Below are 16,732 nucleotides of genomic sequence, written 5' to 3'. Positions count from 1 at the left end.
TGCCCCTCTTAAGCGTTCGGTGATCAGAAATACGTGCGGCGACCTCGAAAGATCGTTGACCAGTCTAAAGGTATGCCGGTCGCAGTTGTCGGCACAGCCTTCAGAGCGACCAGCTCACGCTACACACGATTGGCATGCCGGGTCTGGCGAAACTCAGTATTCGCCAGGTGTTGCAGATACTGCGGGGTGGGCAAATCCGGGGTGGGGACGGGCTCGACGATCCGCCCGTTGCCGCGGCGTCCGTTCGCCGTCGGCAGTGCCTGCGGATGCGACCGGATTCGGCGTTCACCACGGCCGACCTCGGCGTCGAGCAGCCGGCCGACGTCGGCCGGCGAGAACGCGTCGCGGCGCAACCCCGCCTCCACGCGCTCCAGACCGAAGGTCGCCATCATCAGCAACCCCGGGACGAGCGCCACGAACAACCACGACACGACGAGAAGTAAACACGGCGAAGATCTCAACGGGATTACGAAAAGTCCACGTTGAGCACCGATCCCCGCCGGGCGTGTCGCAGCAGGTCAGTACGCTGGCCTGGTGACCGTGAGTGAGCCCTCCACCGGTGCCAAGTCTGCGCGCCGGTCGGCCCGCAAGTGGGACAGGGAAACGCACCTGGGCCTCGTCCGCCGGGCCCGCCGGATGAATCGCACTCTGGCCCAGGCCTTCCCGCACGTCTACTGCGAGTTGGACTTCACCAACCCCCTCGAGCTCACCGTCGCGACCATCCTGTCGGCGCAGAGCACTGACAAGCGGGTCAACCTCACCACCCCCGCCCTGTTCGCGAAGTACCGCACCGCACGCGACTACGCGACCGCCGACCGCACCGAACTCGAAGAGCTGATCCGGCCCACCGGCTTCTACCGGAACAAGGCCACGTCGCTGATCGGGCTGGGGCAGGCGCTGGAGGAGCGTTTCGACGGCGAGGTGCCCCGGACGCTGGACGAACTCGTCACGCTGCCGGGTATCGGACGCAAGACCGCGAACGTGGTCCTGGGCAACGCCTTCGACATTCCCGGCATCACCGTCGACACCCATTTCGGCCGGCTCGTCCGGCGCTGGCGGTGGACCGCGGAGGAAGACCCGGTGAAGGTCGAGCACATCGTCGGCGATCTGATCGAACGCAGCGAATGGACGCTGCTCAGCCACCGGGTGATCTTCCACGGCCGGCGGGTCTGCCACGCCCGCAAGCCGGCCTGCGGGGTGTGCGTCCTCGCCAAGGACTGCCCGTCCTACGGCACAGGTCCCACCGATCCGTTGATCGCCGCTGCGCTGGTGAAAGGTCCCGAGACCGAGCATCTGCTGGCGCTGGCCGGGCTCTAGGCACGCCGTGAGCGCATCGGCCCGGTGGAGCGTCGTGGCGTTGGTGATCCTCGTCGCGCTCGGCGTCGCGTTCTGGTCGGAACTCGACGCGCAGGACCCGGCGTCGCCGGCGGGTAACGACGCCCGCGACACGGTGTCGGCCCGCGACAAGCGCGACGCCGACACCCCGGAGGCGCTCGCCGGCCTGCGCGCGGCCGCCGGCCTCGAACCGTGTCCCGCCCCGGGGGAGGGGCAGGGCCCGGCCCCGCTGCGCGGCATCGTCCTCGAATGTGTCGGCGACGGAGCGCCGACCGACATCGCCGCCGCGGTGGCCGGACGTCCCGTCGTGCTGAACCTGTGGGCGTACTGGTGCGGGCCCTGCGCCGACGAACTCCCCGCGATGGCCGAGTACCAGCGCCGCGTCGGGCCCGAGGTGCTCGTGCTGACCGTGCACCAGGACGAGAACGAGAGCGCGGCGCTGATCCGGCTCGCCGAACTCGGTGTGCACCTGCCGACCGTGCAGGACGGCCGGCGAAGCATCGCCGCGGCACTGCAGGTCCCGAACGTGATGCCCGCGACCGTCGTGCTGCGCGCCGACGGTAGCGTTGCCGAAATCCTGCCCCGGTCCTTCGCGACGGCCGACGACATCGCCGCAGCGGTCGACCCGAAGATTGGAGTCGCGTGAGCTGGGACAGCCGCGAGGGTGAACTGATCCCGTCGGCGGCACCCCCCTGGCTGGCCCCGCTGGTCGACCAACCCGGCGCGGTCAAGAACGCCTACCGCCGCCGGGTGCCCGCCGAGGTTCTCGCCGCGCTGACCGCCGCCAGCACCACCGCCGCGGTCACCGGCACCCGCCGCGACGCCGCGGTGCTGGTGCTGTTCTCCGGACCCGAGGAGGGCGAGCGCGGCACCCTGCCCGAGCATGCCGACCTGCTGGTCACCGTCCGCGCCGCGACGCTGCGCCACCACGCCGGACAGGCCGCGTTCCCCGGCGGCGCCGCCGATCCCGACGACCGCAGCCCGGTGCACACCGCGCTGCGCGAGGCAGCCGAGGAAACCGGGCTCGACGCGGGGCGACTGCGGCCGTTGGCGACGCTGGAGAAGATGTTCATCCCGCCGTCGGGCTTCCATGTGGTGCCCGTCCTGGCGTACTCCGCCGATCCCGGCCCGGTCGACGTCGTCGACACCTCCGAGACGGCGCACGTCGCACGAGTTCCGGTGCGGGCCTTCGTCAACCCGGAGAACCGGATCATGGTCTACCGCGACGAGAACACCCGTCGCACCGCGGGACCGGCGTTTCTGCTCAACGAGATGCTGGTGTGGGGATTCACCGGGCAGGTGATCTCGGCGATGCTCGACGTCGCCGGATGGGCCGTGCCCTGGGAAAACGACAAACTGTACGAACTGCGCGATGCAATGGCGCTGCTCGACGCCGAGGACAGCTACGGTGAGGCCCAACGATGAACTCCTCACAATGGCTTGATATCGCGATCCTCGCCGTGGCGATGCTCGCTGCCGTCTCGGGCTGGCGCTCAGGGGCGCCCGGCTCGTTGATGGCGCTGGTCGGCGTCGTGCTGGGTGCGGGCGCGGGGATCCTGCTGGCGCCGCACGTGGTGGACCACATCAGTGGGCCCCGCACCAAGCTGTTCGCCACCCTGTTCCTGATCCTGGTGCTCGTGGTGATCGGCGAGATCGCCGGCGTCGTCCTCGGCAGAGCGGTCCGGGGCGCCATCCGCAACCCCGGCCTGCGAATCGTCGACTCCGTCGTGGGCGTCGCGTTGCAGCTGGTGCTGGTGCTCACCGCCGCATGGCTGCTCGGCACGGCCCTGGTGTCGTCGCCGCAACCCAACCTGGCCGCCGCCGTCTCGGGTTCCCGGGTCATCGCCGAAGTCGACGCCGTGGCGCCGGACTGGCTGCGTTCGGTACCCGACCGGATGTCGTCGGTGTGGGAGAACGCGGGCCTGCACGACGTCCTCAAACCGTTCGGCCCCACCCCCGTCGCCGCCGTCGACGCGCCCGACCCGGCTCTGGCCACCTCGCCGGTGGTCAACCAGACGCGCTCCAGCGTGGTCAAGGTCAAGGGTGTCGCCCAGAGCTGCCAGAAGGTCCTGGAGGGCACCGGGTTCGTGGTCGCCCCCAACCGGGTGATGTCGAACGCCCACGTCGTCGCGGGATCCGACACCGTCACCGTCGAGGTGGACGGCCAGGAGTACACCGCCGGCGTGGTGTCCTACGACCCGAACGCCGACATCTCGATCCTCGACGTTCCGGACCTGCCGTCGGTGCCGCTGCAGTTCGTCGACGCGCTGGCCCAGACCGGCACCGACGGCATCGTGCTCGGCTATCCCGGCGGCGGCGATTTCACCGCGACGCCGGCCCGTGTCCGCGAGGTCATCGAGCTCAATGGCCCCGACATCTACCGCTCGACCACCGTGACCCGCGAGGTGTACACGATCAGGGGCACGGTGCGACAGGGCAATTCGGGCGGTCCGATGGTCAACAGGCAGGGCAAGGTGCTCGGGGTGGTGTTCGGCGCCGCGGTCGACGACATCGACACCGGCTTCGTGCTCACCGCCGACGAGGTGGCCGCCCAGATGGCCAGGGTCGGCAACGTCGACCTGGTCCCGACGGGGACGTGCATCAGCTCGGGCTAGCAGTGCGGCCGTCGGCTCAGGCGTAGACCTGACTCAGGAACCGTGACAGCTGGGCGTTGACGGCTGCGGGCTGCTCCTCGTGGGCGAAATGTCCCGCGCCGGCGATCGACACGTAGCGTCCGTGCGGGGCGTAGCGCTGGGTCCGGTACACCGGATCGGGCAGCACGTACGGGTCGGCGTCCCCGCGCAGGTGCAGCATCGGCACCGACAGCGGCGCCCGCATCGACCGCATGAACCGCCGCCCCTCTGCGCGCAGCTGGCTGCGCACCGCCCACCGTTGATATTCGAGGGCGCAGTGGGCCGCCGACGGGATCTGCACCGCGCGCCGCAGATGTCCGACCGTTTCCGCGAAGTCCTCGCTGACCTGCCATTTTTCGCTCGCCCGGCTGCGCACGAGGCGCTCGAGTTCGGCACCGTTGTGCCGGGTGAGGGCACGCTCGGGCCGCATGGGCACCTGGTAGCGCAGCATCGACGGCAGCAGTGCCCGGCCCTGATCGCGTCTGCGCAGCGCCGAGGCCCGCAGCGCGGACGGATGCGGTGAGCTGACCACCGCGATCGCCTTGACCACCCGGGGGTGCAACACCGAGGTGGCCCAGCAGACCAGGCCGCCGTCGGCGTGACCGACCAGCGTCGCGGAGTTGTGGCCCAGCGCGCGGACCAGCCCCGCCGTGTCCCCGGCCAGGGTCCAGCCGTCGTAGCCGCGCGGCGGCTTGTCGCTGCCGCCGTACCCGCGCAGGTCGACGGCCACCAGCCGGGCACCGCTCAGCCCCGTGAGTTGATGACGCCACGACCACCAGAACGAGCCGAAGCCGTGCAGGAGGATGACCAGGGGCCGATCCGTCAGCGGCCGGGTCACGTCGTCGGCCCCGGAGGGACGCTGCGCCTCCACGACATGGAAACGGATCCCGTTGGCGTGCACATCGAGATGGCGCCACGGTCCGCCGATGCGCACGACCGACGGATCGGGTGGGGTCACTACCAGCCTGACGGGTCTTTTTGCGTCGCAGGCAGGTTGTCCTTCGACGCCGCGACGGCCCGCTTGTCGGGTCCGGGCGTGAACGCGTCCGGGAGTTCCTTGACGGTCTCGATCGTCTTCTGCGGGCCGCGGATCCGGCGCACCTTCAGATATCCGAACAGCGCCAACAGCGCGGTCAGCACCACCATGATCCCGAACACGATCAGATAGGCGGCCCACTTCCACAGCCAGTTGTCGAGCAACTCGGCCAGGAAGAAGAAGAAAAAGAACGTCGAATAGAACAACACGACCAGGGCGGCGATGAAGAAGACGCTGCCGGTGAGGCCCTTCTTCACATCCCGGGTGATCTCGGCCTTGGCCAGCTCCACCTCGGCACGCACCAGGGTCGACACCTGGGCGGTGGCGTCCTTGACCAGATCGCCGATCGACGGATCAGGCTTGGGGGCGTGCGGATCCACCAGCGGGATCGACGTCACGGTGTTGGGCACGTCGTTCTTGCGGTCGCTCACGTGCAAGCTTCCTTCCCGCCTGAAGTTGTCGGTCGCGTTCATGTTGCCACGTGGCGTCCCGCTAAACGCTCCCGGCCGACGATAGACTGCGGATTCCTTGCAGGGCGGGTCGGGCACGTCGGGGACTTCAAGGGTTTTCACGCCGTTCGGGCACATCGATACGAGAGGACTCTTCGTGAAGACCACCAGCCTGAGGCTGCTGATCGCCTCTGTGATCGCCCCTGTGATCGCCCTGGCGGGCATCTGCGCCGGACTCGGCGCCGGTGCGGCGTCCGCGCAGACGGGCGTGCCGCTCGGCGGAGGCTCCGGTCTGATCGTCAACGGCGAGACCCTGTGCACGCTGACCGCCATCGGCACCGACAACCGCGGCGATCTCGTCGGGTTCACCTCGGCGCACTGCGGGGGGCCCGGCGCCGTCGTCGCGTCCGAAGCCGCACCGAACGCCGGCGTCGTCGGCGAGATGGTGGCGGGCAACGACATCCTCGACTACGCGGTCATCAAGTTCGACCCGGCCAAGGTCACGCCCGTCAACGAGGTCAACGGCTTCCGCATCGACGGTCTGGGCCCGGATCCGGCGTTCGGTGAGGTCGCCTGCAAGCTGGGTCGATCGACCGGCTACTCGTGCGGCGTGACCTGGGGGCCCGGTCAGGAGCCGGGGACCATCCTCAACCAGGTGTGCGGTGGGCCGGGTGACTCGGGCGGGCCCGTGACGGTGAACAATCAACTGGTCGGCATGCTGCACGGAGCATTCTCCGAGGACCTGCCGACGTGCGTCGTCAAGTTCATCCCGCTGCACACGCCCGCGGTGACGATGTCGATCAACACGCAGCTGGCCGACATCACCGCCAAGGGCAGGCCCGGCAGCGGTTTCGTTCCGGTCGGGGCCCGCTGAGCCCCTACTTGCTGGCCCGGATCGCCTCGAACACGCTCGGGTCGACCAGCGTCGACGTGTCGCCGAGTTCGCGACCCTCGGCCACGTCGCGCAGCAGGCGGCGCATGATCTTTCCGCTGCGGGTCTTCGGCAGCTCCGGCACGACGTGGATCTCGCGCGGTTTGGCGATCGGGGAGATCTCCTTGGCGACCTCGGCGCGCAGCTCGTCGATCATGTTCTCCTCGCCGCCGTGCGCACTGGACTTCAGGATCACGAACGCGCAGATCGCCTGACCGGTGTGTTCGTCGGTGGCCCCGACGACGGCGGCCTCGGCCACCCCCGAATGCCCGACCAGCGCCGATTCCACCTCCGCGGTGGAGATGCGGTGCCCCGAGATGTTCATGACGTCATCGATGCGGCCCAGCACCCAGATCTCGCCGTCGCTGCCGATGCGGGCGCCGTCGCCGGCGAAGTACCAGCCCTTCTCGGCGAACCGGGACCAGTAGGTCTCCTTGAACCGCTCCGGATCACCCCAGATGCCGCGCAGCATCGCCGGCCATGGCTGATCCAAGACCAGGTATCCGGTGGCGTGCTCGCCGTGGTCGGGGGAACGCTCCAGTTCGTTGCCGTCGTCGTCGACGACCTTGGCCGAGATCCCCGGCAGCGCGCGCATCGCCGAACCGGGCTTGCAGTGCGTCACGCCCGGCAGCGGCGAGATCATGATCGCGCCGGTCTCGGTCTGCCACCAGGTGTCGACGATCGGGGTCTTGTCCTTGCCGAACGCCATCCGGTACCAGCGCCACGCCTCCGGGTTGATGGGCTCGCCGACCGAACCCAGCAGCCGCAGGCTGGACAGATCGTGCTCGGCGGGGATCTGGCGTCCCCACCGCATGAACGTGCGCACCAGCGTCGGCGCGGTGTAGTAGATCGTCACGCCGTACTTCTCGATGATCTCGAAATGACGGTGCTCGGTGGGGGAGGCCGGCGTGCCCTCGTAGACCACCTGCGTGGCGCCGTTGGCCAGCGGTCCGTAGACGATGTAGCTGTGCCCGGTGACCCAGCCGATGTCGGCGGTGCACCAGTAGACGTCCGACTCCGGCTTGAGGTCGAAGACGTTGTGGTGGGTGTAGGCGGTCTGGGTCAGGTAGCCGCCCGAGGTGTGCACGATGCCCTTGGGCTTGCCGGTCGTTCCCGAGGTATAGAGAAGGAACAGCGGCTGCTCGGAGTCGAACGCCTCCGGCGTGTGCTCGGTGTCCGCTTCGGGCACGGTCTCGTCCCACCACAGGTCGCGGTCCGGCGTCCACGGTGTGTCGATGCCGGTACGCCGCACCACCAGCACGTGCTCGACGGGGCTGTCCTCCCCGAGTCCGTCGATGGCCTCGTCCACGCCGGTCTTGAGGGAGACCGCCGACCCGCGGCGGTACTGCCCGTCGGTGGTGATGACGAGCTTGGCCTGGGCATCCTCGATGCGGGCCTTGAGCGCACTGGCCGAGAACCCGGCGAACACGACGCTGTGCATGGCGCCCAGACGTGCGCACGCGAGCATCGCGATGATCGCCTCGGGCACCATCGGCATGTAGATCGCGACGCGGTCGCCGGCCGTCAGGCCCAGGTCGGTGAGTGCGTTGGCGGCCCGGCACACCTCGTCCTTGAGCTCGGCGTAGGTGATGTCGCGGGAGTGCTCGACCGGCTCACCGACCCAGTGGATCGCGACCCGGTCGCCGTTGCCGGCCTCGACGTGGCGGTCGACGCAGTTGTAGGCCACATTGAGCGTGCCGCCGACGAACCACTTCGCGAACGGCGCCTCCGACCAGTCCAGAACCTCGTCGAACGGAGTCTCCCAGGCCAGGCGGCGGGCCTGCTCGGCCCAGAACTCGAGCCGGTCGGCGTCAGCCTGCTCGTACAGTGCCTCGGTCGCGTTCGCGTTCTCGGCGAACCCGGGATCCGGTGGGTAGGACGACGGAATATCGACGTGCGTCTCGGTCATGGTTGTGAGGGTAGTCACTCGGCCCGTCGCTGAAACCGCCAACTCACAACTGACGCTGCGGGCGGCATGTGATCAGCGACGAACGGCGATGGCTCGGCGGCCCAGCGGTCGGCTAGCGTGGGCGACCGTGACCAGCAGCCGAGATCCGTTGGCCCCGCTCACGGAGTTGCCCGGCGTCGCCGCGGCTGCCGACGAAGCGCGCGAGGCGCTCGGGCGCGCGCACCGTCACCGCGCCAATCTGCGGGGCTGGCCGCAGAACGCGGCCGAGGCGTCGCTGCGGGCCGCACGGGCCTCGTCGGTGCTCGACGGCGGCGCTCTGCAGTTCCCGCCCGACGGCACCGAACCCGTCCTGGCCGGCGCCATCCGGGTGGCCGAGGCGCTGGAGGGTGGGGAAGGAACGCTCGTCGGGGTGTGGCGGCGCGCTCCGCTGCAGGCGATCGCGCGGCTGCACTCCCTGGCGGCGGCCGACCTCGTCGACGACGACGCGCTCGGCCGGCCGCGGGAAGGCGCCGGACGGCGACTGGAACTGCTGGCCGACCTGGCGACGGGAGGGACGCGGGTGCCCGCCTCGATCCTGGCGGCGGTGGCGCACGGGGAGCTTCTGACGCTGGAGCCGTTCGGCAGTGCCGACGGGGTGGTCGCCCGGGGCGTCTCACGTCTGATCACGATCGCCAGCGGTCTGGACCCGCACGGCCTCGGGGTTCCCGAGGTGCACTGGATGCGGCGCTCCAACGACTACCGGGCAGCCGCCCGCGGCTTCGCCTCCGGAACCCCGGACGGTCTGACCGCGTGGCTGTTGCTCAGCTGTGAAGGCCTGCACGCGGGAGCCCGCGAAGCGCTCTCGATCGCGCAGGCCCCGTCGGCTCAGGGGTAGTGCTCCGGCCCGGGGCGTGAACTGCCACCAGCAAAATGAAGCGGGCGGCGATCCGTATGGTCTTCCGACCACATCGGCTCACCGCCCGCCAACACGGGAATCCGGATACCAAGCGTGCGTGATGGGTTGCGTGGATGGCCTCGGCGCCTTTGCGACTCGCTATGACCGCAGCCCCACCCAAAGGGCCGTCGAGGTCATTCGATTTTCGCAACTACGCAGGCCCGCAACGCTTTTACCTGTATGGCGGTATGTGCTCCGCGTGGGTTCCGGGACCCGTGCTGGGGAGCTGAGTTCGGGAGATCGAGCCTTCTCTTCCGGCTCGGCCTTGGCCTTGCTCAACTTCCGTGACTCCTTTGTACTACGTGATCTCGGTCACTTCAAGGGCAAAACGGGCCGCGTCCCCAGATCGTTACTCGGGTCGCTCAGCTACCTGCGGGTAACCGGGGTCAGAACGCGAACCGGCGCAACAGCGAGTAGGTCAGCGCGCCGGCGGCCAGCGCGCTGAAGCCGACCGCGGCGGTGGTCGCGACGGCGGCACCCGACGGGGCGGCCGGCAGCCGGTCGCGTAGCGACACCGGCTTGGAGAACGCGCGCACCGGCCAGCCGCGCGCGGTGGCCTCCTTGCGCAGGCCCCGGTCCGGGTTGACGACGGTGGGATGGCCGACGGACTCGAGCATCGGGATGTCGGTGATCGAGTCGGAGTAGGCATAGCAATGCTCGAGCGCGTAACCCTCGCGATCGGCGAGAGCCCGGATGGCTTCGGCCTTGCCTTCGCCGTAGCAGTAGAACGCGATGTCGCCGGTGTATCTGCCGTCCTCGACCACCATGCGTGTCGCCATCGCATGGGTCGCGCCGAGAGCCCGCGCGATCGGCGCGACGATCTCCTCGCCGGATGCCGAGACCACCACGACGTCGCGACCGCAGCGCTTGTGATCGGCGATGAGCTCGGCTGCCTCGGCGAACACCAGGGGATCGACGATGTCGTGCAACGTCTCGCCGACGACCGCTTTGACCTGCTCGACGTCCCATCCCGCGCACATGGTGGTGAGGTAATTGCGCATCCGGTCCATCTGGTCGTGGTCGGCGCCTGACATCGAGAACAGGAATTGCGCGTAGGTCGACTTCAGTACTGCGCGGCGGTTGATTAGCCCTTGGCTGAAGAACGGTTTGCTGAAAGCCAAAGTGCTCGATTTGGCGATCACCGTTTTGTCGAGGTCGAAGAACGCCGCGGTTCGAATTGGGCGCTCCGGTTCGACTGGCATGTCGGGCGCGCGGCCACCGCCGACCACCGGGTCCGATGACGTCACCCCGTCAGCATAGAGGTGTCGTATGTGACAATTAGCGGCAGATCGTACAAATTGGCAGTTCACGACACGTGTCCCGCCCCTAACACTTTTGACATCGGCACGCGTCGTTGCCAATTCGATACTTGCGCTGGGCCAGACTGGCGTGTGTATAGTGGGCATTACTCGGCTTATGCCGAGTGTGCATCAGCCCGACCCCCCGGGGCTGATACACGACGACCTCCGCCTCCTCCCCCCTGGCGGGGGTCGTCCCTTTTGTGGGGTGTTTTCGTCACGCGGATAGTTGACGACCTCTTAGTCGGTAGCGGAACGGTGTTTTCAGTAGGCATATCGCCGGCTGTCCACAGATCCGCGTTGATCCACAGATGCGGCTTTTCGGTCTTTCGGAGCTGAGCCGCCCCGCCCCAGGCTTGGCCCATGGACACTGCCGAGGGCGTGCTGGCGCTGGTCGAAGACCCCACGCTCAACAGTCATGTAGAACGCGTCGCGGCCGCCGCGGGGCTGCGGATGGTGCGCACCGACGACCCGTCCAGCCGGCGGGTGTGGACCGGCGCCGCCGCGGTGCTCGTCGACGGCGCGGCGGCCCGCCGGTGTGCCGCGCGCGGCCTGCCCCGACGTTCCCGAGTGCTGCTGATCAGCGCCGAAGCGCCCGGTGCGGACGACTGGGAGGTGGCCGTGGCGGTTGGTGCGCAACAGATCGTGACGTTGCCTGCCGAGGACCGCGACCTTATGGCGGCCCTCTCCGATGCCGCCGAAGCGGCTCGCGATCCCCGGCGACGAGGTCCGATCGTGGCTGTCCTGGCGGGTCGCGGCGGCGGCGGCGCGTCGGTGTTCGCGACCGCCGTCGCGCAGTCGGCGACGGAATCCCTTCTGATCGACGGGGATCCGTGGGGCGGTGGCCTCGACCTGGTGTTGGGCAGTGAGACCGAACCGGGGCTGAGGTGGCCGGACCTGTCGCTGGCCGGCGGCAGGGTCGGCTATGCGGCGCTGCGCGATGCACTCCCGAGACGTCACGGGGTGGCCGTCCTGTCGGGCAGCCGTGTGTTGTCTGGTGACAGATCCAGCAACGACATCGACCCCGCCCCGCTGGGGGCGGTGATCGACGCGGGGAGCCGAGGCGGGGTCACCGTGGTGTGCGACGTGGCACGCCGACCGGGCGCCGCCGCCGAAACCGCGGTGGCGGCGGCGGATCTCGTGGTGTTGGTCACCCCAGCAGATCTGCGGTCGTGTGCCGCCTCGGCGGCCACCGCGCAGTGGGTCACCGCCGCCAACCCGAACACCGGCGTCGTCGTGCGCGGTCCCGCTCCCGGAGGCCTGCGGCCCGCTGATGTGGCGCGGATCGTCGGCCTGCCCGTTCTGACGGCGATGCGGCCACAGCCCGGCATCGAGTCCGCTCTCGAACGCGGCGGTTTGCGCGTCCGGTCCCGTTCGCCGCTGGCGCGCGCGGCGCGCGAGGTGCTGTCGGTCCTCGGGCTGAATCCACATCTGGACCGGACGGCGGAGACGGCCGCATGAGCGCTCCGCTGGTCGATCGGGTCCGGGAACGACTCGCCCGGGAGACGGCCCCGCTTCGGCCGAGCGTCGTCGCTGCCGCGATCCGTGCGGAGTCCGGTGGCGTGCTCGGCGATGCCGAGGTGCTGAGGAGTCTGCGCGAGTTGCAGACCGAGCTCACCGGTGCCGGCGCGCTCGATCCGCTGCTGTCGGCCCCCGGCACCACCGACGTGCTCGTGACGGCTCCGGATGCGGTGTGGATCGACGACGGACGCGGTTTGCGGCGCACCTCGGTGCGATTCGCTGACGAGGCCGCGGTGCGCCGGCTCGCCCAACGGCTGGCGCTGACCGCGGGCCGGCGCCTCGACGAGGCCCAGCCGTGGGTGGACGGGCATCTGCTCGCGCCGGGCCCGGGCGGGCAGCTCACCGTGCGGTTGCACGCGATACTGCCCCCGGTCGCGGCGGCGGGCACCTGCCTGTCGCTACGGGTGCTGAGGCCGGCCAACCAGAACCTCGACGCGCTGACCGCCGCGGGAACCCTCACCCTCGAGGCCGCCGGACTGCTGCGCGACATCCTCGCCGCGAGGCTCGCGTTCGTCGTCTCCGGAGGAACGGGCGCGGGCAAGACGACCCTGTTGGCGGCGCTGCTGGCCGCGGTGCCGCACACCGAGCGCATCGTCTGCGTCGAAGACGCCGCCGAGCTCGCGCCGGATCATCCGCATCTGGTGAAACTCGTCGCGCGCGGCGCCAACGTCGAAGGGGCCGGGGAAGTCACGGTGCGCGACCTGGTCCGGCAGGCGCTGCGGATGCGTCCCGACCGCATCGTGATCGGCGAGGTCCGGGGACCCGAGGTGGTCGACCTGCTCTCGGCGCTGAACACCGGACACGACGGCGGCGCGGGCACCGTGCACGCGAACAGCCCGGCGGAGGTGCCCGCCCGCTTCGAGGCTCTCGCCGCGCTCGGCGGGCTCGACCGTGCGGCGCTGCACAGCCAGCTCGCCGCCGCGATCCAGGTGGTGTTGCACGTCGCTCGCGACCGCGCGGGTCGGCGACATCTCGCCGAGATCGGGCTGCTGCACCGGGCCGAGGGCGGCAGCGTCGACGTCGTGCGGTGCTGGCACCGGGACGACGGCTTCGGCCCGGGCGCCGGGGAGCTACACGCCCTGCTTCGCGCCAGGGACGGGTCATGACCCTCGCGGCGCTGGCCCTCGCGGTGGCGGTGCTGACCGCGCCGACGGATGCTCGCCTGCGGGCACCGGTGCTGCGCAGGACGTCGACACCGCGACGGCGGCTGCCCGGACAGCTGCCGGCTGCGATCGCGTGCCTGACGGTCGCTGCCGTGCACACGCCGACGACGGCGGCGGCGCTGGGCCTGTTGCTCGCGACACTGGGCGCCCGCCGGCGGGTGACCCGAGCGCACCGCCGCCGCACCGCCGAGGCCACCGCGCTGCAGGACGCTCTCGACGTCCTCGTCGGCGAGCTGCGTGTCGGTGCGCATCCGGTCGCGGCGATCACCGTCGCCGGTCATGAGGCCCGCGGCCGCATCGCCGAGTCGCTCAACGCTGTCGCGGCGCGAGCCCTGCTCGGGGCCGACGTCCCCGCCGGTCTGCGCGCCGAGGGGCGGAGGTCACCCTCGCCGGGACACTGGGACCGGCTCGCCGTGTGTTGGCAGCTGGCGCAGACGCACGGCCTCGCGATCGCGGCGCTGATGCGGGCGGCCCAACGCGACATCACCGAGCGGGAACGCTTCCGCGGCCGCGTGGAGTCCGGGATGGCGGGTGCGCGCGCGACGGCGGTGATCCTGGCGGGGCTGCCGGTGCTGGGAGTCCTGCTCGGCCATGCCATCGGGGCCGAGCCGCTGGCTTTCCTGCTGTCCGGCGGAGCGGGCGGGTGGTTGTTGCTCGTGGGCACCGTCTTCGTCTGCGCCGGCCTCCTGTGGTCGGACCGGATCACCGCGCAGGTGTTGACATGACCTGGGCTGCAGTGTTTCTCGCCTCGGCGTTGGTCGCGCTGCCGGCGACCTCGGCGGCACGGGTGCGCCGTGGTCTGGTGCCGGTGGGTGATGCCGTCGCTCGGCCGGTCGACGGCGACGCACTGACGGTGGCGGCCAGTCTCGACCTCCTCGCCGCCTGCCTGACCTCGGGGATGGCGGTCTCGACCGCGGCCGGAGCGGTCGCGGCGTCCGCGCCGCCGGCGATGGCGGCGCTGCTGAGCCGGGCCGCCGACCTGCTGGCACTCGGGGCGGACCCTGCCCGCGCATGGGCGAATCCCGATGCGGGGGAGCGCAACTCGGCCCAGAATCCGATCGGCGGCCACCTGGAGAGCTTCCTGCGGATGGCGCGACGATCCGCAAGCTCGGGCAGCGCCCTCGCCCACGGAGTCGAGGAACTCGCGGTGCAGCTGCGCGCTGACGCCGTCGACGCGGCGGGCGCCCGGGCGGAGCGTGCGGCGGTGTTGATGGCCGGGCCACTCGGATTGTGTTACCTCCCGGCGTTTCTGTGCCTGGGGATCGTTCCCGTCGTCGCCGGGCTGGCCGGAGACGTCCTGCAGTCGGGAGTGCTGTGACGGAATGCAAAGGAGAAATGGATGATCAGACAACGGTTACAGGAGCTACGGGTCAGGCTGGTTCTGCTGGCGGTCGCCGACGACGGCATGTCCACGGTGGAATACGCCATCGGGACGATTGCGGCCGCGGCGTTCGGTGCGATCCTCTACACGGTCGTCACCGGCGATTCGATCGTCAGCGCACTGACCAACATCATCAACCGGGCACTGAGCACCAACGTCTGAGTGAGGAATCCGGAATCGCCACCGCGGAAGCGGCTTTCGCAACGGTGGCACTCGTGGCCGTTCTTGCTGTCTGCCTGGCGGGGCTCACCGCGGTGTCGATGCAGGTCCGCTGCATCGACGCCGCGCGGGAGGCGGCGCGGTTGGCGGCGCGCGGGGACAGCGCGGCCGCGGCACGGGTGGCCCAGCAGATCGCCCCGTCGGGTGCGGCGGTCGAGATACGACGCGACGGGGCGTTCGCGATCGCGCGGGTCACGGCCAGGTCGGCGCTGCTGCCCGCCGTCTCGATCAGTGCCGAAGGTGTCTCGGCGCTGGAACCGGGCGGCTGACGACCGCGGCTCGGCGACCGTGCTCGCCGCGGTGATGTGCGTGGCCCTGCTCGCGGTCACCTGCGGCGGGGCGGTCCTCGGCTCGGCGGTGGCCGCCCGTCACCGCGCGCAGGCGGCCGCCGACCTCGCCGCGCTGGGCGCCGCCGGACGGTTGGCCGACGGACACGACGCCGCGTGCCGGATCGCCGACCAGATCGTGCGGGCGATGCGCTCGACACTCGGCGAATGCGCCGTTGACGGACTCGACGTCGTGGTCCGTGCCGACGCCGGTGTGTCGCTGGGCGGCCCGCTGGTCGGATCGGCGAGCGCGTCGGCCCGTGCCGGCCCTGCCGACCGAAGCGGCTAGCGTCGTGGGGCGGAGCGACCCGGCTCCACGGGTTTACGCCCGCGCAAGGAGGGATACGCAAGCGCCATGACCGCCGAGATGCTCGCCGGCCGCTACCAACTGAGAGGTCTTCTCGGTCGTGGCGGAATGGCCGAGGTCCGCGACGGCTGGGACACGCGTCTGGACCGCAGCGTCGCGGTCAAACTGCTGTATCCCTCACAGAGCAGCGATGACAGCGTCCGGCGGCGCTTCGAGGACGAGGCCCGATCGGCCGCGCGACTGTCCCATCCGAACATCGTCGCGATCCACGACTTCGGCGAGCACGACAGCGCGCCGTTCATCGTCATGGAGCGACTGCCGGGCCGCACTCTCGCCGACGTCATCGAGCAGGGGCCGATGCCGGCCCCGCAGGTCCGGCGCGTGCTCGACGAGGTGTTGGCGGCCCTGTCCGTCGCGCATGCGGCGGGGGTTCTGCACCGCGATATCAAGCCCGCCAACATCCTGCTCACCACTGCCGGCGATTCGGTGAAGGTCGCGGACTTCGGCATCGCGAAGAGCGCCGGCGCCGCCCACACCGCGACCGGCCAGATCGTCGGCACCCTCTGCTACCTGAGCCCCGAGCGGGTGATGGGTGCGCCCGCCTCGGTCGCCGACGATCTCTACGCCGTCGGGGTCATGGGTTACGAGGCGTTGCTGGGACGCCGCGCCTTTCCGCAGGACAACCCGGCGGCTCTGGCCCGGGCCATCATCGACGTGCCCCCGCCGCCGCTGCGCGCGCTGAGCGTCACCGCCGATCCCGCGCTGGTCGCCGTCATCGACCGCGCGATGAGCCGGGACCCGAGGCTGCGCTTCGGCAGTGCCCCGCAGATGCGTGCCGCACTGGCCGGCGATCCCCTCGCGCTGAACAGCGCCCCGCCTCCCGCCCCACCCCCGCGGGCGGGGACCCGGGTGCTGGCCCAGCCTCTGCCACCGTCGGCCGGCTTCACCTCGGCTGCGGTCGGCTACCCGACCGCAGTCCCGCCGCCGCCCACCCGTGCCCGCATGTATCTGATGGCCGTCGCCGCGGTCCTCGCCTTCACCGTCGCAGCGCTGGCGTTGGCGCTCGATCCGTTCTCCTCACCGCCGCCGATGCAGACCGTCGGCACGAGCACGACCGCACCACCACCGCCCACGAGCGTCCCGCCGCCGACCAGCGCGGCGCCACTCCCGCCGCCGATCGTGCCCGTGACTCAGGCGCCGCCGCCGGACAACGGGTCGAAGAAGGGTCCCGACAAGAAGGGCGAGAAGGGCAACAACGGCCGGGGCAACGGGAACAAGCCCGACTGAGAA

The 16,732-nt window shown here is 70.5% G+C and carries 19 protein-coding genes; 14 read left to right on the top strand and 5 right to left on the bottom strand.

Annotated elements, in window-relative coordinates; all coding sequences use genetic code 11:
- Positions 1-119: 119 nt before the first annotated feature.
- Positions 120-431 carry a hypothetical protein gene (locus DYE23_RS25255; RefSeq protein ID WP_011892270.1) on the bottom strand — a complete coding sequence of 104 codons (312 nt, stop codon included), beginning with the start codon at positions 429-431 and terminating at the stop codon, positions 120-122.
- Between the two features lie 103 nt (positions 432-534).
- On the opposite strand from DYE23_RS25255, the gene nth reads away from it, so the two are divergent.
- The 4 genes from nth to marP are packed head-to-tail and all read left to right on the top strand — an operon-like array spanning position 535 to position 3,950.
- Positions 535-1,317 carry an endonuclease III gene (gene nth / locus DYE23_RS25250; RefSeq protein WP_013472937.1) on the top strand — a complete coding sequence of 261 codons (783 nt, stop codon included), beginning with the start codon at positions 535-537 and terminating at the stop codon, positions 1,315-1,317.
- A 7-nt stretch (positions 1,318-1,324) separates the two neighbouring features.
- Positions 1,325-1,981: a TlpA family protein disulfide reductase gene (locus tag DYE23_RS25245; protein WP_041799870.1), complete on the top strand. Its 657-nt coding sequence runs from the start codon at positions 1,325-1,327 to the stop codon at positions 1,979-1,981.
- Positions 1,978-2,760, top strand: a complete 783-nt coding sequence (locus DYE23_RS25240) for an NUDIX hydrolase (protein WP_011892273.1) — start codon at positions 1,978-1,980, stop codon at positions 2,758-2,760. Before DYE23_RS25245 ends, DYE23_RS25240 begins: the two co-directional genes overlap by 4 nt.
- Complete coding sequence (gene marP, locus DYE23_RS25235) at positions 2,757-3,950, top strand: acid resistance serine protease MarP (protein ID WP_011892274.1); 1,194 nt, start codon at positions 2,757-2,759, stop codon at positions 3,948-3,950. Before DYE23_RS25240 ends, marP begins: the two co-directional genes overlap by 4 nt.
- Positions 3,951-3,966: 16 nt before the next feature.
- On the opposite strand, the gene DYE23_RS25230 is transcribed toward marP, so the two are convergent.
- Together DYE23_RS25230 and DYE23_RS25225 are read right to left on the bottom strand one after the other, a co-directional pair.
- Positions 3,967-4,926, bottom strand: a complete 960-nt coding sequence (locus DYE23_RS25230; protein WP_115328469.1) for an alpha/beta fold hydrolase — start codon at positions 4,924-4,926, stop codon at positions 3,967-3,969.
- Positions 4,926-5,477, bottom strand: coding sequence for a phage holin family protein (locus DYE23_RS25225; protein WP_013472934.1), 552 nt, complete (start codon positions 5,475-5,477; stop codon positions 4,926-4,928). Before DYE23_RS25225 ends, DYE23_RS25230 begins: the two co-directional genes overlap by 1 nt.
- 133 nt (positions 5,478-5,610) lie before the next feature.
- Between DYE23_RS25225 and DYE23_RS25220 the strand changes: the two genes are divergently transcribed.
- Positions 5,611-6,327: a S1 family peptidase gene (locus DYE23_RS25220; RefSeq protein WP_372516293.1), complete on the top strand. Its 717-nt coding sequence runs from the start codon at positions 5,611-5,613 to the stop codon at positions 6,325-6,327.
- Positions 6,328-6,331: 4 nt separating this feature from the next.
- Here DYE23_RS25220 and acs read toward each other — a convergent pair whose 3' ends face one another.
- A complete protein-coding gene (gene acs / locus DYE23_RS25215) occupies positions 6,332-8,293 on the bottom strand; it encodes an acetate--CoA ligase (RefSeq protein ID WP_115328468.1) in 1,962 nt (653 codons plus the stop codon).
- Positions 8,294-8,420: 127 nt separating this feature from the next.
- Between acs and DYE23_RS25210 the strand changes: the two genes are divergently transcribed.
- Entirely contained in the window at positions 8,421-9,167 is a 747-nt protein-coding gene (locus DYE23_RS25210) for a Fic family protein (protein ID WP_013472931.1), read from the top strand.
- A 446-nt stretch (positions 9,168-9,613) separates the two neighbouring features.
- Here DYE23_RS25210 and DYE23_RS25205 read toward each other — a convergent pair whose 3' ends face one another.
- Positions 9,614-10,429: an HAD-IB family hydrolase gene (locus DYE23_RS25205; RefSeq protein WP_041800558.1), complete on the bottom strand. Its 816-nt coding sequence runs from the start codon at positions 10,427-10,429 to the stop codon at positions 9,614-9,616.
- A gap of 459 nt (positions 10,430-10,888) precedes the next feature.
- Here DYE23_RS25205 and ssd point away from each other — a divergent pair, with 459 nt between their 5' ends.
- From ssd to DYE23_RS25165, 8 genes are all read left to right on the top strand, one after another.
- Positions 10,889-11,986 (top strand): septum site-determining protein Ssd, encoded by a 1,098-nt coding sequence (ssd, locus tag DYE23_RS25200; RefSeq protein WP_115328467.1) that lies wholly within the window; start codon positions 10,889-10,891, stop codon positions 11,984-11,986.
- Positions 11,983-13,152 (top strand): TadA family conjugal transfer-associated ATPase, encoded by a 1,170-nt coding sequence (locus DYE23_RS25195; protein ID WP_115328466.1) that lies wholly within the window; start codon positions 11,983-11,985, stop codon positions 13,150-13,152. The genes ssd and DYE23_RS25195 overlap by 4 nt, the downstream gene beginning before the upstream one ends.
- Entirely contained in the window at positions 13,149-13,934 is a 786-nt protein-coding gene (locus tag DYE23_RS25190; RefSeq protein ID WP_115328465.1) for a type II secretion system F family protein, read from the top strand. The genes DYE23_RS25195 and DYE23_RS25190 overlap by 4 nt, the downstream gene beginning before the upstream one ends.
- Positions 13,931-14,527, top strand: a complete 597-nt coding sequence (locus DYE23_RS25185; RefSeq protein ID WP_115328464.1) for a type II secretion system F family protein — start codon at positions 13,931-13,933, stop codon at positions 14,525-14,527. The genes DYE23_RS25190 and DYE23_RS25185 overlap by 4 nt, the downstream gene beginning before the upstream one ends.
- Before the next feature lie 21 nt (positions 14,528-14,548).
- The gene (locus tag DYE23_RS25180) at positions 14,549-14,752 is read left to right on the top strand and encodes a DUF4244 domain-containing protein (protein ID WP_013472925.1); all 204 of its coding nucleotides are present in this window, start codon (positions 14,549-14,551) and stop codon (positions 14,750-14,752) included.
- Positions 14,753-14,805: 53 nt separating this feature from the next.
- Complete coding sequence (locus tag DYE23_RS25175) at positions 14,806-15,078, top strand: TadE family type IV pilus minor pilin (RefSeq protein WP_041788875.1); 273 nt, start codon at positions 14,806-14,808, stop codon at positions 15,076-15,078.
- Positions 15,041-15,424: an Rv3654c family TadE-like protein gene (locus DYE23_RS25170; protein ID WP_435404797.1), complete on the top strand. Its 384-nt coding sequence runs from the start codon at positions 15,041-15,043 to the stop codon at positions 15,422-15,424. Before DYE23_RS25175 ends, DYE23_RS25170 begins: the two co-directional genes overlap by 38 nt.
- Before the next feature lie 66 nt (positions 15,425-15,490).
- On the top strand, positions 15,491-16,729 hold the full coding sequence (locus tag DYE23_RS25165) for a serine/threonine-protein kinase (protein WP_115328463.1): 1,239 nt from the start codon (positions 15,491-15,493) through the stop codon (positions 16,727-16,729).
- Positions 16,730-16,732: the final 3 nt, after the last annotated feature.

Source organism: Mycolicibacterium gilvum, assembly GCF_900454025.1.
Taxonomy (GTDB): Bacteria; Actinomycetota; Actinomycetes; order Mycobacteriales; family Mycobacteriaceae; genus Mycobacterium; species Mycobacterium gilvum.
The sequence above is the reverse complement of the archived record's forward strand: the minus strand, read 5'-3'. Positions and strand labels throughout refer to the sequence as shown.